The 16250-nt window shown below is 63.7% G+C and carries 15 protein-coding genes; 11 read left to right on the forward strand and 4 right to left on the reverse strand.

Translation table 11 applies throughout. The features are described 5' to 3' along the window. Nucleotides 1-181: 181 nt before the first annotated feature. Nucleotides 182-676 carry an NUDIX hydrolase gene (locus tag PALO_RS02055; RefSeq protein WP_015582207.1) on the forward strand — a complete coding sequence of 165 codons (495 nt, stop codon included), beginning with the start codon at nt 182-184 and terminating at the stop codon, nt 674-676. Nucleotides 677-697: 21 nt separating this feature from the next. On the opposite strand, the gene PALO_RS02060 is transcribed toward PALO_RS02055, so the two are convergent. Then, a complete protein-coding gene (locus PALO_RS02060) occupies nt 698-1123 on the reverse strand; it encodes a hypothetical protein (protein WP_041710203.1) in 426 nt (141 codons plus the stop codon). A gap of 251 nt (nt 1124-1374) precedes the next feature. Between PALO_RS02060 and PALO_RS02065 the strand changes: the two genes are divergently transcribed. From PALO_RS02065 to groL, 5 genes are all read left to right on the forward strand, one after another. Then, entirely contained in the window at nt 1375-2538 is a 1164-nt protein-coding gene (locus tag PALO_RS02065; protein WP_015582209.1) for a THUMP-like domain-containing protein, read from the forward strand. Nucleotides 2539-2585: 47 nt separating this feature from the next. Next, a complete protein-coding gene (locus PALO_RS02070) occupies nt 2586-3413 on the forward strand; it encodes an LppM family (lipo)protein (RefSeq protein ID WP_015582210.1) in 828 nt (275 codons plus the stop codon). Between the two features lie 129 nt (nt 3414-3542). Further along, a complete protein-coding gene (locus PALO_RS02075; RefSeq protein WP_015582211.1) occupies nt 3543-4478 on the forward strand; it encodes an LppM family (lipo)protein in 936 nt (311 codons plus the stop codon). A 206-nt stretch (nt 4479-4684) separates the two neighbouring features. Beyond that, nucleotides 4685-4981, forward strand: a complete 297-nt coding sequence (gene groES, locus PALO_RS02080; RefSeq protein ID WP_004808944.1) for a co-chaperone GroES — start codon at nt 4685-4687, stop codon at nt 4979-4981. An 11-nt stretch (nt 4982-4992) separates the two neighbouring features. Beyond that, entirely contained in the window at nt 4993-6588 is a 1596-nt protein-coding gene (gene groL, locus PALO_RS02085; protein ID WP_015582212.1) for a chaperonin GroEL, read from the forward strand. Between the two features lie 145 nt (nt 6589-6733). On the opposite strand, the gene PALO_RS02090 is transcribed toward groL, so the two are convergent. Then, nucleotides 6734-8458, reverse strand: a complete 1725-nt coding sequence (locus PALO_RS02090) for an alanine/glycine:cation symporter family protein (protein WP_051048732.1) — start codon at nt 8456-8458, stop codon at nt 6734-6736. 286 nt (nt 8459-8744) lie between these two features. Between PALO_RS02090 and mptB the strand changes: the two genes are divergently transcribed. The 4 genes from mptB to PALO_RS02110 all read left to right on the forward strand — a co-directional run bounded on the left by mptB (nt 8745) and on the right by PALO_RS02110 (nt 13402). Then, nucleotides 8745-10244 carry a polyprenol phosphomannose-dependent alpha 1,6 mannosyltransferase MptB gene (gene mptB, locus PALO_RS02095; RefSeq protein WP_015582214.1) on the forward strand — a complete coding sequence of 500 codons (1500 nt, stop codon included), beginning with the start codon at nt 8745-8747 and terminating at the stop codon, nt 10242-10244. 96 nt (nt 10245-10340) lie between these two features. Next, nucleotides 10341-11855, forward strand: a complete 1515-nt coding sequence (gene guaB, locus PALO_RS02100; protein ID WP_015582215.1) for an IMP dehydrogenase — start codon at nt 10341-10343, stop codon at nt 11853-11855. A gap of 34 nt (nt 11856-11889) precedes the next feature. Next, entirely contained in the window at nt 11890-12993 is a 1104-nt protein-coding gene (locus PALO_RS02105; protein WP_004808939.1) for a GuaB3 family IMP dehydrogenase-related protein, read from the forward strand. A gap of 58 nt (nt 12994-13051) precedes the next feature. Continuing rightward, nucleotides 13052-13402 carry a chorismate mutase gene (locus PALO_RS02110; RefSeq protein WP_041709945.1) on the forward strand — a complete coding sequence of 117 codons (351 nt, stop codon included), beginning with the start codon at nt 13052-13054 and terminating at the stop codon, nt 13400-13402. 4 nt (nt 13403-13406) lie between these two features. Here PALO_RS02110 and cysE read toward each other — a convergent pair whose 3' ends face one another. Beyond that, nucleotides 13407-13979 (reverse strand): serine O-acetyltransferase, encoded by a 573-nt coding sequence (gene cysE / locus PALO_RS02115; protein WP_015582217.1) that lies wholly within the window; start codon nt 13977-13979, stop codon nt 13407-13409. 201 nt (nt 13980-14180) lie between these two features. On the opposite strand from cysE, the gene guaA reads away from it, so the two are divergent. After that, on the forward strand, nt 14181-15734 hold the full coding sequence (guaA, locus tag PALO_RS02120) for a glutamine-hydrolyzing GMP synthase (protein ID WP_015582218.1): 1554 nt from the start codon (nt 14181-14183) through the stop codon (nt 15732-15734). A 67-nt stretch (nt 15735-15801) separates the two neighbouring features. Here guaA and PALO_RS02125 read toward each other — a convergent pair whose 3' ends face one another. Next, nucleotides 15802-16128, reverse strand: a complete 327-nt coding sequence (locus tag PALO_RS02125) for a PspC domain-containing protein (protein ID WP_015582219.1) — start codon at nt 16126-16128, stop codon at nt 15802-15804. Nucleotides 16129-16250 lie beyond the last annotated feature (122 nt).

Raw genomic sequence — 16250 nt, forward strand, 5'->3', positions numbered from 1 at the left:
GCACGAACAACGTGAGGATTCCGCGAGATTCACCGGGGGTCGTCATCCTGCGTCGAAGGCGACGGGGAGGATCCGTACTGCCCGGGGCTGCAAAATGTCGATTCTCGCAGCGAGCACGTCGGATCGTGGCGGCCCTGCGTCCCACTTAGCGTCCTGTCCTGCGCCCTGAGAGGATGGCCCCATGATGACCCCGATCCTCACCACCCTTGGCTTCGTCATGCACCCTGACGGAGAGCGCGTTCTCATGGTGCATCGCATCGCACGTCCTGGCGACGAGCAGCTCGGCAAGTACAACGGGCTGGGAGGCAAGGTGGAACCGGGGGAGGATGTCGTCGCTGGCATGAAGCGCGAATTGCGCGAGGAGGCTGCGATTGAGGTTGATGCCATGCGCCTACGTGGCACTGTCTCGTGGCCAGGGTTCGGTCGTCACGGAGAGGACCATTTCGGTTTCATCTTCGTCGTCGACGCATGGCATCCCATTTCCGACGCCATCCCTGACGCGAACGAGGAAGGTCCGCTCACCTGGGAGAGCATCGACTCCCTCGACGAGCTACCGATGTGGGAGGGGGACCGCTACTTCCTGCCGTTGGTCTTCGACCCCGAGGTCACGCAGTTCCATGGCTGTTTGCCGTACGCCAGTGGTCGCCCCACGGGGTGGTCCTACTCGACCCTGTGATGACGCCGCTACGGTGAGAAATCAGCCAGCCAGCCCGACGATCCACAGGATGAGGCAGATGACCGGGGCGACCCAGCGGGAGCTCCACGCTCCGTAGTGGGTCTCGGCGAACATGCTGTCAGCACGCGGATTGCCGCCCGGCAGGCTGTAGGGGGCGATGATCGTCAGTACCAAGCTCACTGGCAGCAGAATCGAGAAGGCGATTGGCGTCGTCACGATCCGTGTCGCAGCCAGAATGCCCATGGCGATGATGCCGCAGGGGGCCAGCATGAGGGTCGCTGCAGTGACGGAGTCCTGGCCACTGCCGTCCGGCTTCACGAAGGACTCCGCAAAGGTCAGCAGACCGGGAATCACGATGACTGCCACGAAGAGCAGCGCCCAGCTGACATTGGTGTGGGCATCCATGCTGAGGGGTTCCGTGCGCGACGCATAGTAGGTCGTCGCCATGGCTCCGAGCTGGAAGGCTGAACCGATGAAGTGATGGACGTACCACCCTGCAGAACGGCGCGAAGGATCGTCCTCAGGGGTCACGTTCCTGGACCCCCAGGATTGTAGGCGCTGGGTGAATCTCGATCGATTCTCGTAAGTGGTGATGGCCACGACGGTACTGATTGCTCCTCGTACGGAAAACAGTGCAGAGCGATGTCTCGACCGAAGATTGTACCCAAACGGTTCGAAAGTACCTCTATGGTGGCAACGTGGATCTCACCGTGGCACGCCGTCTGGCCAGCGATGAAGGGATCGACGCCCTCGGCCTCGCCGGCGCCGAGTCTGATCCAGATTCGCTGTCCGCCGCGACCAGATTGCGTCGTCACATGGATGCCGATCTGGCAGCCGCAGCCCTTGACCAAATCAGTCTGAGACGTCGAGCCGTCAGCAAGGTCGGTCCGGTCGGGGCAGACATGTTGTGGACCCGTGACGGACTCGAGCAGGCCACCCGTGGCGACGTCTCTCGGTGGCGTGCAAAATGCCTGGTCTCGGCAGGTTTCACGGACGTCGTGGACCTGGGCTGCGCATGTGGTGCAGACTCCCGGGCTTACCTCGATGCCGGGTTGAGGGTGACGGCCGTCGAGATCGACCCGGCGACCGCTGAACTGGCCCGTCACAATCTGCCCGGAGTCAACGTGCTGTGCGCCGATGCCGCAGATGTCGTTGATGACCTGCTCAAGGACGCGTCAGACTCGACGGTCGTCATGCTCGACCCTGCTCGACGCACTGGTCGAGGGCGGACCTGGCGCCTGGCGGACGTGCAGCCGCCATGGTCCTTCGTCGAAAAGGTGATTGCCCTGACGCCTAGTGTCGTCAAGCTCGGGCCAGGCGTCGATCGTTCTCGACTGCCTGACCTGCCCGTCACCTACGTGGGTCATCGTGGGGATCTGGTTGAGGCGACGTTGTGGTCCGGGTTTGGCGACCTTTGGTCAGGGGATCGTGCCATTCTCGTCAGCCCCGAGACGACCCTTGAGCTGCCCGGTGCACTACCTGATCCGGACGTTGGTGATCTGGGCCCCTTCGTGGCTGAGCCTCACCCGGCAGCCATTCGGGCAGGCAGTCTCTCGGCGATTGACGACTCGCTGCACACGGTGTCTGACGGCATCGCCTACCTCACTGCGGACGCCCCGGTGAATTCTCCGTGGTTGACGTGGTTTGCCGTCAAGGAGGTACTCCCTCTCGACGTCAAGACGCTGCGTTCCTGGGTGCGTGATCACCGCGTCGGAACCCTCGAGATCAAGAAGCGCGGTGTTGACGTCGATCCCGTCGCGTGGCGACGAAAGCTCAAGCCCTCTGGACCACGTCCCGTCACTCTCATTTGCACTCCGACAAGGCAAAACGCCAAGATTTTGGTGTGCGATCGAATGCGCTGATCCTCCAGCCGTATCCAGAATCAGCCTATCTGTGATGTCATGTGCTCATGGTGGCCACTCGGCACTCGGCAAGATACCTCACTGCACTGCTGTTGACTCCACTCCTCCTACTGTCGGGGTGCGGAAAGTTCAACGCTGGTTTCGTCATCAAGGACGAAAACCATGTTGATGCAACCTTGACCGTCGGAGTTCTCAAGTCGGTCCTCGACGAGTTCGCGGGAAGTGAGGCCGAGGAAGTCGCGAAAGAGCTTCGCGATTGCTCAGAACTCAAGAAATCCTATGAGTTGGATGAGAACGCTGCCGACAAGATGACGGTCAAACCCTTTGACGACGACAAGTATTTGGGCTGCACGGTGACCGGCACGATGACGGTCGCTGAGCTGACGGGCCAGTCATCCTCGTCCTCGAGTAGTGCGAAACCGTCGACCACACCTTCGAAGGGTTTTGCGGGCGACGGTCCTATCTTCATCGCCTTTGATAACGACAAGGTCCGGTTCCGTCTTGATGGTTCTGGTCTCCAGGACGCCATCTCTGGGTTTGGCCCCTCGGAACTGGGTGGCTCAGCCAAGGGCTTTGATTTCAAGGTCTCTGTGACCTTCCCCGGCAAGGTCCTCAGTCACTCGGGGGCGAGCAAGGTCGACGGCAAGACCGTGACCTGGACTGACATCGAGGACCTCGAATCGTATTCGGGCCTGGAGGCCTCAGGCGAGCGCGGAGGTGGATTACCCGGCTGGACATGGGTGGTTCTCGCGGTGGTCGTCGTCGCCATTGGTGGTGCCATCGCAGCCGTGGTCGTGGACAAGAGGAAGGCTGCCCAGGGAGGCCGTCGGCCACCCCATGCTCCTGGCGTTGAGCTTGGTCCAAACTCACACTGACCGCGAGCTCGTACGAGGCCTGGAAACCATATGGTTTCCAGGGCTCCGTTTCATTGGTTGCACATGTGGGCCTACCGCCAGGCCCCATGCCTGTGATTCCATGTGGGCATGCTGAGTGTTTCGCACCATATGAGACGCCATCTGGTCTTGCTTCTGGCGCCCCTGTTGTTGCTCGCCGGGTGCGTCAAATTCGATACGGCAATGGAGATCAAGGACGAGGATCACATCCACGTCAAGGCCACGGTTGGTATCTCCAAGTCGATGGCCAACATGTCGGGGGAGGATCTCACCTCCCAATTCTCCAACTGCAGTGACGTCAAGGGCATGGGTGGCGGGGCCTCGAGCGCGAAGGGCGAAAAGTTCGAGGACGATCAGTACATCGGTTGCACCTATTCGGGCGACATCACGGCAGCCGAGTACAACAAGAAGGATGACGGCAGCAAGATCACCTTCGACAAGGACAAGGTGACCTTCAAGATGAATGCGGGTTATTTCAATGACGCAGGTGGTTCCACCGAGTCCCTCGATGCGAGCATGCTCAGCGACTTCAAGGTCTCCATCATCTTCCCCGGCAAGGTGTTGAGCAACTCGGGATCGAGCAAGGTCGACGGGAACACCGTCACCTGGACCGATCCCAAGGACGTGTTCTCGAGCGAGGGGCTCAGCGCCACCGGTGAGCGCAACGATGGTGTGCCGGCGTGGGTCTGGATCGTCGTCGCGGTGGCAGCCTTGGCGATCATCGGGATTGTCGTGGCTGTCGTGCTCAAGAAGAAGGGTCCGAAGGCGAGCGAGCCGGAGAACGGTGATGCCCCGTGGGCGATGCAATATCCGGGGCAACCGCAGGGGCAACAGCCTCAGCAGGGGAACAGCCAGACCCCACAGTGGGGCAGTCAACCCGACCGGGGCAATCCCCAGGCACAACAGTCGCCCTACCAGAACCCGAGCCAGAGTCAGCCAGGTCAGCCATGGGGGCACCTCCCGGGGAATGCGACCGGGGCTCCTCGGCCTGATCAGCAGCCGCCCTCAAACCCTGATGACTTCTGGAAGAACCACGGATCCAACTGATTGGTGTCGATATTTGGAGGGCCGTTTCTGGCACTCCCGTTGCCTGAGTGCCAACCACGGGTGTACTTTCGTGGTTGGCACTCTCGTGGTGAGTGTGCCAACGGACCTGAAGCACCCGCGACGCCGACGGTCCGTCGCGCTCGGGGCTCGCAACCCCTGGCGAGAGACAACGACACAATCCGTCTTCAGTAGAAAGGGGTCTTGACGTGGCAACCACGATCAAGCCGCTCGAGGACCGCGTCCTCGTCCAGCCTCTCGAGGCCGAGCAGACCACCGCTTCCGGACTCGTCATTCCAGACACCGCCAAGGAGAAGCCGCAGGAGGGCAGGATCGTCTCCGCCGGCCCCGGTCGTGTTGACGACAAGGGCACCCGCATTCCCATGGATGTCAAGGAGGGTGACGTCGTCATCTTCTCCAAGTATGGCGGCACCGACGTCAAGTACGATGGCCAGGAGTACCTGCTCCTCAACGCTCGCGACATCCTCGCCGTCGTCGAGAAGTGAGGCGCTGATACATGGCAGCCAAGCAGCTTCAGTTCGACGAGGAGGCCCGTCGCTCCCTCGAGCGCGGCGTCGACACCCTCGCCAACACCGTCAAGGTGACCCTCGGCCCGAAGGGGCGCTATGTCGTTCTCGACAAGAAGTGGGGAGCCCCGACCATCACCAACGACGGCGTGACCGTCGCCAAGGAGGTCGATCTCACCGATCCTTACGAGAACCTCGGCGCCCAGCTCGCCAAGGAGGTCGCCACCAAGACCAACGACGTGGCCGGTGATGGAACCACCACCGCCACCGTGCTCGCCCAGGCCCTCGTTCACGAGGGACTGCGCGCCGTGGCCTCCGGGGGCAACCCGGTCGGTCTCAAGCACGGTATCGAGAAGGCCGTCGACGCCGTCGTGGAGGAGCTTCGCTCTATCTCGCGCGCCATCGACACCACCTCGGACATGGCTAGCGTCGCCACCATCTCCAGCCGTGACGAGAAGATCGGTGAGCTCATCGCCGAGGCTTTCGACAAGGTTGGCAAGGACGGCGTCATCACCGTCGACGAGTCCCAGACCTTCGGCACCGAGCTCGACTTCACCGAGGGCATGCAGTTCGACAAGGGTTACCTGTCGCCCTACATGGTCACCGACCAGGACCGCATGGAGGCCGTGATCGAGGATCCTTACATCCTCGTCCACTCCGGCAAGATCTCGTCGATGAACGACCTGCTCCCGCTGTTGGAGAAGGTCATCGCCGCCCACGGAAGCCTGTTCATCGTGGCCGAGGACGTCGACGGGGAGGCTCTGAGCACCCTCGTCGTCAACAAGATCCGCGGCACCTTCAACTCGGTGGCCGTCAAAGCTCCGGCCTTCGGTGACCGCCGCAAGGCCATGCTGCAGGACATCGCCACCCTCACCGGTGGTCAGGTCGTCGCTCCCGAGGTCGGGCTCAAGCTCGACCAGGTGGGCCTCGAGGTCCTGGGTCGCGCCAAGAAGGTTGTCGTCACCAAGGACAACACCACCATCGTCGACGGCGCCGGCTCCAAGGCCGACGTTGAGGGACGCGTCGCCCAGCTGCGTGCTGAGTACGATAACTCCGACTCCGAGTGGGACCGCGAGAAGCTCCAGGAGCGTATTGCCAAGCTCGCCGGCGGTGTGTGTGTCATTCGCGTGGGTGCGGCCACCGAGGTCGAGCTCAACGAGAAGAAGCACCGCATCGAGGATGCTGTCTCCGCGACTCGTGCAGCGATCGAGGAGGGCATCGTCGCCGGTGGTGGCTCCGCCCTCATCCATGCCGCGCACGTGCTTGACGGGAACCTTCACCTCGAGGGTGACGAGAAGGCCGGTGTCCAGATCGTCGCCAAGGCCGTTCGCGAGCCGCTGCGCTGGATTGCCGAGAACGGTGGCGAGCCCGGCTATGTCATCGTCTCCAAGGTTGCCGAGATGGAGCCCGGACACGGCTACAACGGCAAGACTGGTCAGTACGTGGACCTCATCGCCGACGGTGTCATCGACCCTGTCAAGGTGACCCGCTCCGCGCTGGCCAACGCCGCCTCCATCGCCGCTCTGCTGCTCACCACCGAGACCCTCGTGGTGGACAAGCCGGAGGACGAGGACGACGACAAGTGAGTCACTGATCCTCGCTGATCACTGCGGGCCCCGGAACCGTTTGGTTCCGGGGCCCGTTGCTATGTGTCCGTGCCGGTGACCGGTCGGTCTTCGTGATGGCCCGGGGAGCATTCCCCGGGCCCCGTGCACTCACGACGCGATGGCGTCAGTCCTTGAGCGGCTTGCCGTCACGGTCCATGGTGTTGAACAACTCATGGTCCTCGGGCAGGTGATCCAGGTAGTCACGCTCGGTGTCTGGGGCTGTGTGTCCCAGATCGAGCTCTTCACTACGAGCGTCCATGGCTGCCGCACGCAGGGCGTACTCCTCGTCAGCAGTCTCGAGCTGCTCAGGAGTGGCCTCGTTGGCGACGATCATGCCGGCCTGGGCATCCTCAGGTACCTGAGGAATGACGCCGGCGTCCACACGCTCCCGATGACCCTTGATCTCGCGAGCCACGACCCGAGCGAGGAAGTACATGCCGATCACGTTCGGAACAGCCATGAGGAAGAGCATGGCGTCGGCCAGAGCGAGGATCGAGGCCATGTTCGTGGCCGCACCGACAACCAGCAGGAGCAGGAAGATACCGTTGTAGATGCGCTCGGCGGTGGCCGAGTTCCCGAACAGGAAGCCAACAGCCTTCTTGCCGTAGAAGGAGTACGACAGCATCGTCGAGAAAGCGAAGAGGACGACGGCCAGGGTCAGCAGGGAGCTGAACCACGGGGCAACCGTCTTGAGTGCGTGAGCGGTCATCTGAACACCATCGGCGTCGTGATCCTTGTAGACACCGGTGATGATGATGGTGATGGCCGTCATGGTGCAGATGACGACGGAGTCGATGAACGGCTCCCACATCGCTACGAAGCCCTCCTGGGCCGGGCGACGGGTCTTCACGGCAGAGTGGGCGATGCCCGCGGTACCGACACCGGCGGCGTTCGAGAAGGCAGCGCGCTGAACGCCGACGATGAGCACGCCGAGGACGCCTCCGGCAATGCCATGGCCGGTGAAGGCGCCCGACCAGATGGCCTTGAAGGCGTCACCAACTTCGGTGATGTTCGCGCCGATCACGGCCAGACACATGATGACGTAGAGGATGCCCATGAAGGGGACGATCTTGGAGGTGGCAGCGCCAATCTTGGAGGCACCGCCGACGATGACGACGCCGACGAGGATCGCGAACACCAGTCCGACAACCCACATGTGGGTGCCGATCCAGGAGTCCTTGCCACCGGCGAACATCGCCAGCTGGTAGGCGGCCTGGTTGGACTGGAACATGTTGCCCGCGCCGATGACGCCGAAGGCGGTGCAGACGGCGAATAGGGTGGCGAGGACGCGACCGAGCTTGGGCTTGTCGATCGAGGCCAGGCCGTCCCGGAGGTAGTACATCGGACCGCCGGAGGTGGTTCCGTCCTCATTGACGACGCGGAATTTCACGCCGAGGGTCGCCTCGGACATCTTGACGCTCATGCCGACCAGACCGGCAACAGCGATCCAGAAGGATGCGCCTGGTCCGCCAGTTGCGATGGCGATGGCGACACCGGCGATGTTTCCCAGGCCGACGGTGCCCGACAACTCGGTGGCAAGGGCCTGGAAGCTGGTGACGTCACCAGGATCGGTGTGACGGGAGAAGTGTCCTCGCACCACATGGCTGGAATGGCGAATTGAGGCTGGGCGCAATTGTTGGAAGCCCAGGTGGATCGTGAAGAAGACTCCAGCTGCCAACAGCCACGCGAGGATGAGCGGGAATTCATTGCCTCCGGGCAACGGGATGGCCCAGAACACCGCGTCAGAAATGGCGGTGGCGATGGGGGAGAAGAATTTGTCGATGGCCTGGTCCAAGCTCAGCGGAGCTGGAATCGGGGCCTCGAGAATTGCGGAAACGGGCGATGACATGATGCCAGGTGGCACGAACGGTCCTATCCGTTGACGACGTTGGACACCGAGCCCGGCGACACCGCAGTGCGGTACCGGTCTTTTCTCGACCGATCTCAACACGCACAGGGACCAGAGACCCGGTGGGCACGACCACACCACACTCCCGTGTCAGGGGGCAGGGCCGCACCTGTGGCGGAGCACAACCGCCTCATGCACCTTAGCGGGTGGGGGGTGACAATTGGCCCGAAACGCTCGACACCGGTGCCTTCTCGCATCGTCTGGCTGTGTGGTTCCCCTACGCTGAATGCTGATGACCACGACGACCCACTTCCATGATCGTCAGCCTGCGCTGGCCCATTCCCATCCCGATCGACGCCGCCTCGTCGAGGTGCTCGTGATGGGATTTGTCGGCTCCGTCATGATGGTGGTGTGGGGATGGGGTTCCCCCCATGCCGGAATGCCGGAGCAGGTGCGTCCCATCGGGGTGGCCGTGGTTGCTAGCAGTGTCGTCGGCCTGAGCGCCATGATCATCGCGTGGTTGCGTTCCCGGAAACTTGTCGGCACTCGCCTCCTCGCCCTCGTCACGTGGTCGCTACCGCTGTTGTTCGGTCCGCCGCTGCTCAGCCGGGATGGTTGGGCCTATGCCGCTCAGGGGTGGATCCTGGCTCAGGGCCTGGACCCCTACGTGGTTCCCCAGGGTTTGGCAGGCGTGCTTGGTCAGGCCGTCGGCACTCCATGGGGGGGTACGACGGCGGTGTATCCGCCGGGATCGCTGTGGATCCAGGCAGCGATGGTGACGATCGCTCACGCCGATCCGTTGTGGTCGGTGCTGCTGATGCGCGTGCCGGCCATCATCGGCATCGCTCTGATGTTCTGGGCGATGCCGCAGCTGGCGCGGTATGCCGGCGCCGACCCCGATCATGCCCTCTGGCTGGGGGTTTGCTGCCCCCTGACGACCCTGAGCATCATCGGCGGCATGCACAATGACGGGCTCCAGATCGGCCTGTCCCTTGCGGCGCTGATCGTGGCGATCCACCTGGTCTTGTCCGGACGTGGATGGTTGGGACTCGTCGCTGGTGGGGCGATCGTCGGTCTGGCCGGCACCATCAAGCAGCCGGGCGTGCTGGCCGGGGTAGGCGTCGTCACCCTGGCTCATGCCCATGCGGTGCGTCATGGCAGCCACCGCTGGACGAACCGGAATTGCTGGTCGGCCCTCCTCGCCCGCACCGCTGCTGGAGCCATTCCGGCTCTGGCGGTCTTCGGCGGGATCTCCGCCATCCGTGGTCTGGGACTGGGATGGCTCAACCCGACGGCAGGCAGTCCCGTCTCCGTGACGAGCGACTCACCGATCGCCCTGGTGGTTCAGATCCTGCGGGGAAGTGGTGGAATCCCGCTGGACAAGCTGGTCGGCCCGGCCATCATCGTCAGCCTGGTCCTCACCTTGGTCGCGATGGTGTGGTGCTGGGCCCGATGGGGCCCTGTACCATCCTTGCGACGCCTGGACGACTCCATCGGCCAGCTGGGCAGTCCGCTGCGACTGCAGACCGGGGTCATGATCGCCTTCGCCGTCTTCGGAGCTTCCCTGCAACCCTGGTACCTCATTGGGCCGCTTGCCCTGGTCGCCTCGATTCCATTGCGTCGCACCCACCGCGACATCGTCATCGTCGGAGTGGTGGCCATCAGTATCCTGGCCCATCTGCAGTGGTACTGGTCGCCTTACGTGTGCCTGCCGCTGGTCATCGTCGGATGTCTCATCGTCCGGCGGATCCCGAGGGCGTGGGCCTTCGTGACGGCCACGACCTGACGACGACCAGCGTTCCCGGCCAGCTCGGGGCGATCGGCTGGGCGACCTCGACGCCCGCGGCGATAGGATGACGTTTATCCCGGCGAAAGGTGGCTCATGACCTCGGATTCCCGCCCGACCACGATTGAGGAGCTGGCACCACTGGCCCTCACTTTTGACGACGTCCTGCTCCAGCCTGTTGAGAGCAACGTCATCCCCTCCCAGGTCGACACGACGACCAAGGTTTCCCGCAACATCGACATCGCAATCCCGCTTGTCAGCGCAGCGATGGACACCGTCACGGAGACTCGGATGGCAGTGGCGATGGCCCGTGAGGGTGGCCTCGGCATCCTGCACCGCAACCTGTCCATCGAGGACCAGGCCGCGATGGTCGATCAGGTGAAGCGCTCGGAGGCCGGCATGGTCGACGAACCCATCACCATCTCCCCGGACGCCACCCTGGCCGATGCCGAGGAGCTCTGCCACACTTACCGCATCTCCGGTGTTCCGGTCGTGGACGAGGAGGAGAACCTCGTCGGCATCATCACCAACCGCGACATGCGCTTCGAGGAGAACCCGCGGCGCCTCATCCGCGAGGTCATGACCCCGGCCCCGCTGGTCACGGCTCCGGTGGGCACCAGTCCGTCCGACGCCCTTTCCCTGCTGGCCGCGCACAAGATCGAGAAGCTGCCGTTGATCGATGCCGACGGCAAGCTGCGCGGCCTGTTTACCCTCAAGGACTTCGTCAAGGCCGACAAGTACCCCAACGCCACCAAGGATCCTCAGGGACGTCTGCGCGTGGGTGCTGCCATCGGTTTCTTCGGCAACTCGTGGGAACGCGCCATGGCACTGGTGGAGGAGGGGGTCGATCTCATCATCGTCGACACCGCTCACGGCCACACCCAGGGCGTTCTCGACATGATCGCCAAGCTCAAGGCCGAGCCTGCTGCCAAGGGGGTAGACGTCGTCGGCGGCAACATCGCCACCTACGAGGCCGCCAAGGCGCTCTGCGAGGCCGGAGCCGACGGCATCAAGGTCGGCATCGGGCCGGGCTCGATCTGCACCACTCGCGTGGTTGCCGGTGTCGGCGTCCCCCAGGTGACTGCCATCTTCGAGGCATCCCGCGCTGCTCGCCAGTACGGCGTGCCGGTCATCGGGGACGGTGGCCTGCAATACTCCGGCGACATCGCCAAGGCCATGGTCGCCGGTGCCGATTCCGTCATGCTCGGATCCCTGCTGGCCGGTTGCGAGGAGTCCCCGGGTGAGCTCGCCTTCATCAACGGCAAGCAGTTCAAGACCTACCGTGGCATGGGATCGATGGGTGCCATGTCAGCGCGTGGCGAGAAGCTGTCCTACTCCAAGGACCGCTACTTCCAAGGTGACGTCACCACGAATGACAAGATCATCCCGGAAGGCATTGAGGGTCAGGTTGCCTACCGTGGCCCGCTGGGCGCGGTGGCCTACCAGCTTGTTGGCGGTCTGCGTCAGTCGATGTTCTACACCGGCGCCCGCACCATCGGCCAGCTGCACGAGCGTGGTCGTTTCGTGCGCATCACCTCGGCTGGTCTGCGGGAGTCTCATCCGCACGACATTCAGATGACGGTCGAGGCCCCCAACTACTCAGCCCACTGACGGGCGGGCCGGAGAATCCGGCAGGAAAGGAATTATGTACGACATCGGACGCAGCAAGCGTGCCACCCGGGCGTACAGCCTGGATGACATCGCTCTCATCCCTTCCCGGCGCACCCGCGGCACCGAGATGGTGAACCTGGAGTGGCGCATCGACGCTCTCACCTTCGACTTCCCGATCATGGCCGCCCCGATGGACTCGGTGATGAGCCCGGCGACGGCCATCGAGTTCGGGCGCTTGGGTGGCCTCGGTGTGCTCAACCTCGAGGGATTGTGGACCCGTTACGAGGATCCCACGCCGTACCTCGAGGAGCTGGCCGGGCTGGGTGACGACGTCGCCACCACCCGCCGCATGCAGGAGATCTACTCCGAGCCGATCAAGGCCGAGCTCATCACCGCCAGGATGGCCGAGATTCGGGCCGCCGGAGTGCCGGTGGCCGGGTCCTTGTCGCCGAAGAATGCGTCTCGGTTCTCCGAGACCGTCGTCAACACCGGGGCTGATTTCTTCGTCATTCGTGGCACGACGGTGTCGGCTGAGCATGTCGGTAGTGGGGACGACGTCCTCGACTTGCGCAAGTTCATCTACGAGCTCGACGTCCCGGTCATCGTCGGTGGATGCGCGACCTACCAGACGGCCCTGCACCTCATGCGGACCGGCGCGGCTGGCGTGCTCGTCGGCTTCGGTGGGGGAGCGGCCCACACCACCCGTCAGGTCCTTGGCATCGAGGTGTCGATGGCGTCAGCGATCGCTGACGTCGCCGAGGCCCGTCGCGACTACATGGACGAGTCGGGGGGACGCTACGTCCACGTCATCGCCGATGGCTCGGTGGGACATTCCGGCGACATCGCCAAGGCCATCGCTTGCGGCGCTGACGCAGTCATGGTCGGATCCCCACTGGCCCGGGCCACCGAGGCCCCTGGCCGGGGATGGCACTGGGGTGCCGAGGCATGGCACGCTGATCTGCCGCGTGGTTCTCGGGTGCACTTCGAGCCGGTGGGTACCCTCGCGGAGGTGCTCAGCGGGCCTTCGCGCGTCCCGGATGGCACCATGAACCTCGTCGGTGGGCTGCGTCAGGCCATGGCCACCACCGGCTATTCGGAGGTCAAGGAGTTCCAGCGCATCGAGCTGACGATTCGCTGATCGTCCCATCAATCAGGACACCGTCCCGGCGAGCGGGATGGCTGGCTAACCTTCGGGCATGAGCGAAGTGCCCGAAGAATTGGTCGTGTTGCGCGGCGCGATTGACAACATGGACGCCGCCCTCATCCATCTGCTCGCCGAGAGGTTCCGGATCACCCGCCAGGTGGGCCGCCTCAAGGCTGAGCGCGGCCTGCCGCCGGCAGATCCGGCCCGTGAGGCTGAGCAGATCGCACGGTTGCGTCAGCTCGCCGTCGAGTCGAACCTTGATCCCGAGTTCGCCCAGAAGGTCATCACCTTCATCGTTGCCGAGGTGGTGCGTCACCACGAGGCCATTGCCGACGAGTCCCAGGACGACCCTGCGAGCACCCCCGAAACGGATGCGTCCACCTCGGAGGCATTCGACAACTGATGGGTCAGGCGATGACGTCGCCCTGGTGAACCTTCGACGGGATACCGACGACGACCGTTCCGGGGGCGACGTCCTTGATGACCAGCGCGTTGGCGCCGATCTTGCAGTCGTCACCGACGGTGATGTCACCAATGATCTTGGCACCGGCGCCGATGAGGACACGATTGCCAATCGTGGGGTGACGCTTGAAGTGCCCGCGCGCGCGTCCGCCGAGGGTGACCTGGTGGTACATCAGCACGTCGTCACCCACGACCGCTGTCTCCCCGATGACCACCCCCATGCCGTGGTCAATGAAGAACCGACGCCCGATCGTCGCTCCCGGATGGATCTCGATTCCGGTGAGATTGCGGGAGATCTGGGACAGCAGACGAGCCAGTGGGCGCAGCGCCGGATACTTCACCCAGATGGCATGGGCGAGACGGTGTGCCCAGATGGCATGGACGCCCTGGTATGCGATGGCGACCATGAGTTTCGACGTGGCGGCGGGGTCCTCACGCATGGCGGCGTCGAGGTCCTCCATGGCGCGTTCCTTCCATCGCTTGAGGGTCTGGAGGAGTTCCGTCGTCTCATTCGTCATGGCCAACCTCAGTTCTGCTGCAGTGAGTGGTACCGGTGCATGAACCATATCGAGCCCAGACCTGTCGACCAATGGAAAGGGCGGGCGGAGTTCCACTTCGTCGTCATCTGACGACATTTCGACGCTCATCGGCGGATGTTCGCGCAGTCGGGGACCGGTCGAGTGGCGCGACAGGGGGCTCTGGGCCATAGACTCGGCCTCATGGAACAACTCCACGACGTCGTTCTGGTGGTCGACTTCGGGGCGCAGTATGCCCAGCTCATTGCCCGCCGGGTGCGTGAGGTGAACGTTTACTCCGAAATCGTCCCGCACAACATGCCAGTCCGCGAGATGCTCGCCAAGGAACCAGCCGCGATCATCCTTTCCGGAGGTCCGGCCTCGGTCTACGTGGATGGGGCACCGAGCGTCGACCCGGCCCTGTTCAACGCCGGTGTGCCGGTGATGGGTATCTGTTACGGCTTCCAGGCCATGGCTCAGGCCCTCGGTGGTCAGGTCGCCCACACCGGAGCCTCTGAGTACGGACGCACCAGCCTGTGCATCACCTCCCCAGGTCAGCTGCTCTCCCGCATCCCGCACACCATCAGCGTGTGGATGAGTCACGGTGACTCCGTCTCCCGTGCTCCGGAGGGGTTCTCGACCCTCGCTCGTACCGCAGGTGCCCCGGTGGCCGCCTTTGAGAACGTAGAGCGCAAGCTCGTCGGTGTGCAGTGGCATCCGGAGGTACAGCACTCCGAATCCGGTCAGACGGTTCTGGAGCACTTCCTCTTTGACATCGCCGGATGTCGTCCGGACTGGAACGCCAGCTCGATCGTCGGCGACCAGATCGCTCAGATCCGCGGCCAGGTCGGTGACCGTCGTGTCATCTGTGGACTGTCTGGCGGCGTCGACTCCGCGGTCGCGGCCGCTCTGGTGCAGCGCGCCGTCGGCGACCAGCTCACTTGCGTCTTCGTCGATCACGGTCTGCTGCGCCAGGGAGAGGCCGAGCAGGTCAAGCACGACTTCGTCGAGGCCACTGGCGCCGACCTCGTGGTGGCAGACGAGTCCCAGCGCTTCCTGGACGCCCTGGCCGGAGTCACCGATCCCGAGGCCAAGCGCAAGATCATTGGTCGTGAGTTCATTCGCACCTTCGAGGACGTCGCCAAACGGCTCAACGCCGATCAGACGATCGACTTCCTGGTGCAGGGGACCCTTTACCCCGACGTCGTCGAGTCCGGCGGTGGCGAGGGAGCCGCCAACATCAAGAGCCACCACAATGTCGGAGGCCTTCCCGACGATCTGCAGTTCAGCCTCGTCGAGCCGCTGCGCACCCTCTTCAAGGACGAGGTGCGAGCCGTCGGCCTGGAGCTGGGCCTGCCCGAGGACATCGTGTGGCGTCAGCCCTTCCCAGGCCCGGGCCTGGGTATTCGCGTCATCGGCGAGGTGACCAAGGAGCGTCTCGAGGTGCTGCGTACCGCCGATGCCATCACTCGCGAGGAGATGAGCGCGGCTGGTCTGGACCGCAAGGTCTGGCAGTGCCCGGTGGTCCTGCTCGGTGACGTCCACTCGGTGGGTGTGCAGGGTGATGGACGTACCTACGGCTCGCCGATTGTGCTGCGCCCGGTGACCAGTGAGGACGCCATGACCGCTGACTGGGCCCGCATTCCTTATGACGTGCTGGAGAGGATCTCCACCCGGATCACCAACGCCTGCCCGCAGATCAACCGGGTGGTTCTCGACATCACCTCGAAGCCGCCGGCCACCATTGAGTGGGAGTGATACGGCTCCATGACATGACAGGGCCCGTACCGATCGATCGGTACGGGCCCTGTCATGTGGTTGAAGGTCAGTCCTCCTTGTACGGGTTGAAGGTCTCGTCGGGACGATGGGGAGCTGTCGTCTGATTGAAGTTCCAGGTATTTCCTGAGCGACGCGATTCCTGCTTGTCCCGTGCCTTTCGGGCGGCATCACCAGCCATGCTCGCGCCGCTGCGCTCATCCGGGATGATTACCCACAACACGAGGTAGATGAGTGGTCCCGAGCCGGCAGCGAGAATCAAGACCGCTGCGACGATGCGGACAATGGTCGGGTCCAGATCGAAGGCGTTGGCAATGCCTTGGCAGACGCCGCCGACGATGCGGCCCTCCTCGGGCCGGGTGATCTTGGTGGCCATAGGTCGGTCCTCCTGACTAGTGGCTTACATCCATCGTGCCATGTGTCTGTGAGGCGCACGAGAGACATCAATGAGCACGGGGTGTCCCGGAGGTGCCCATACATGCAGCGAGGCCCCGTCCA

This window comes from Cutibacterium avidum 44067 (assembly GCF_000367205.1).
Taxonomy (GTDB): Bacteria; Actinomycetota; Actinomycetes; order Propionibacteriales; family Propionibacteriaceae; genus Cutibacterium; species Cutibacterium avidum.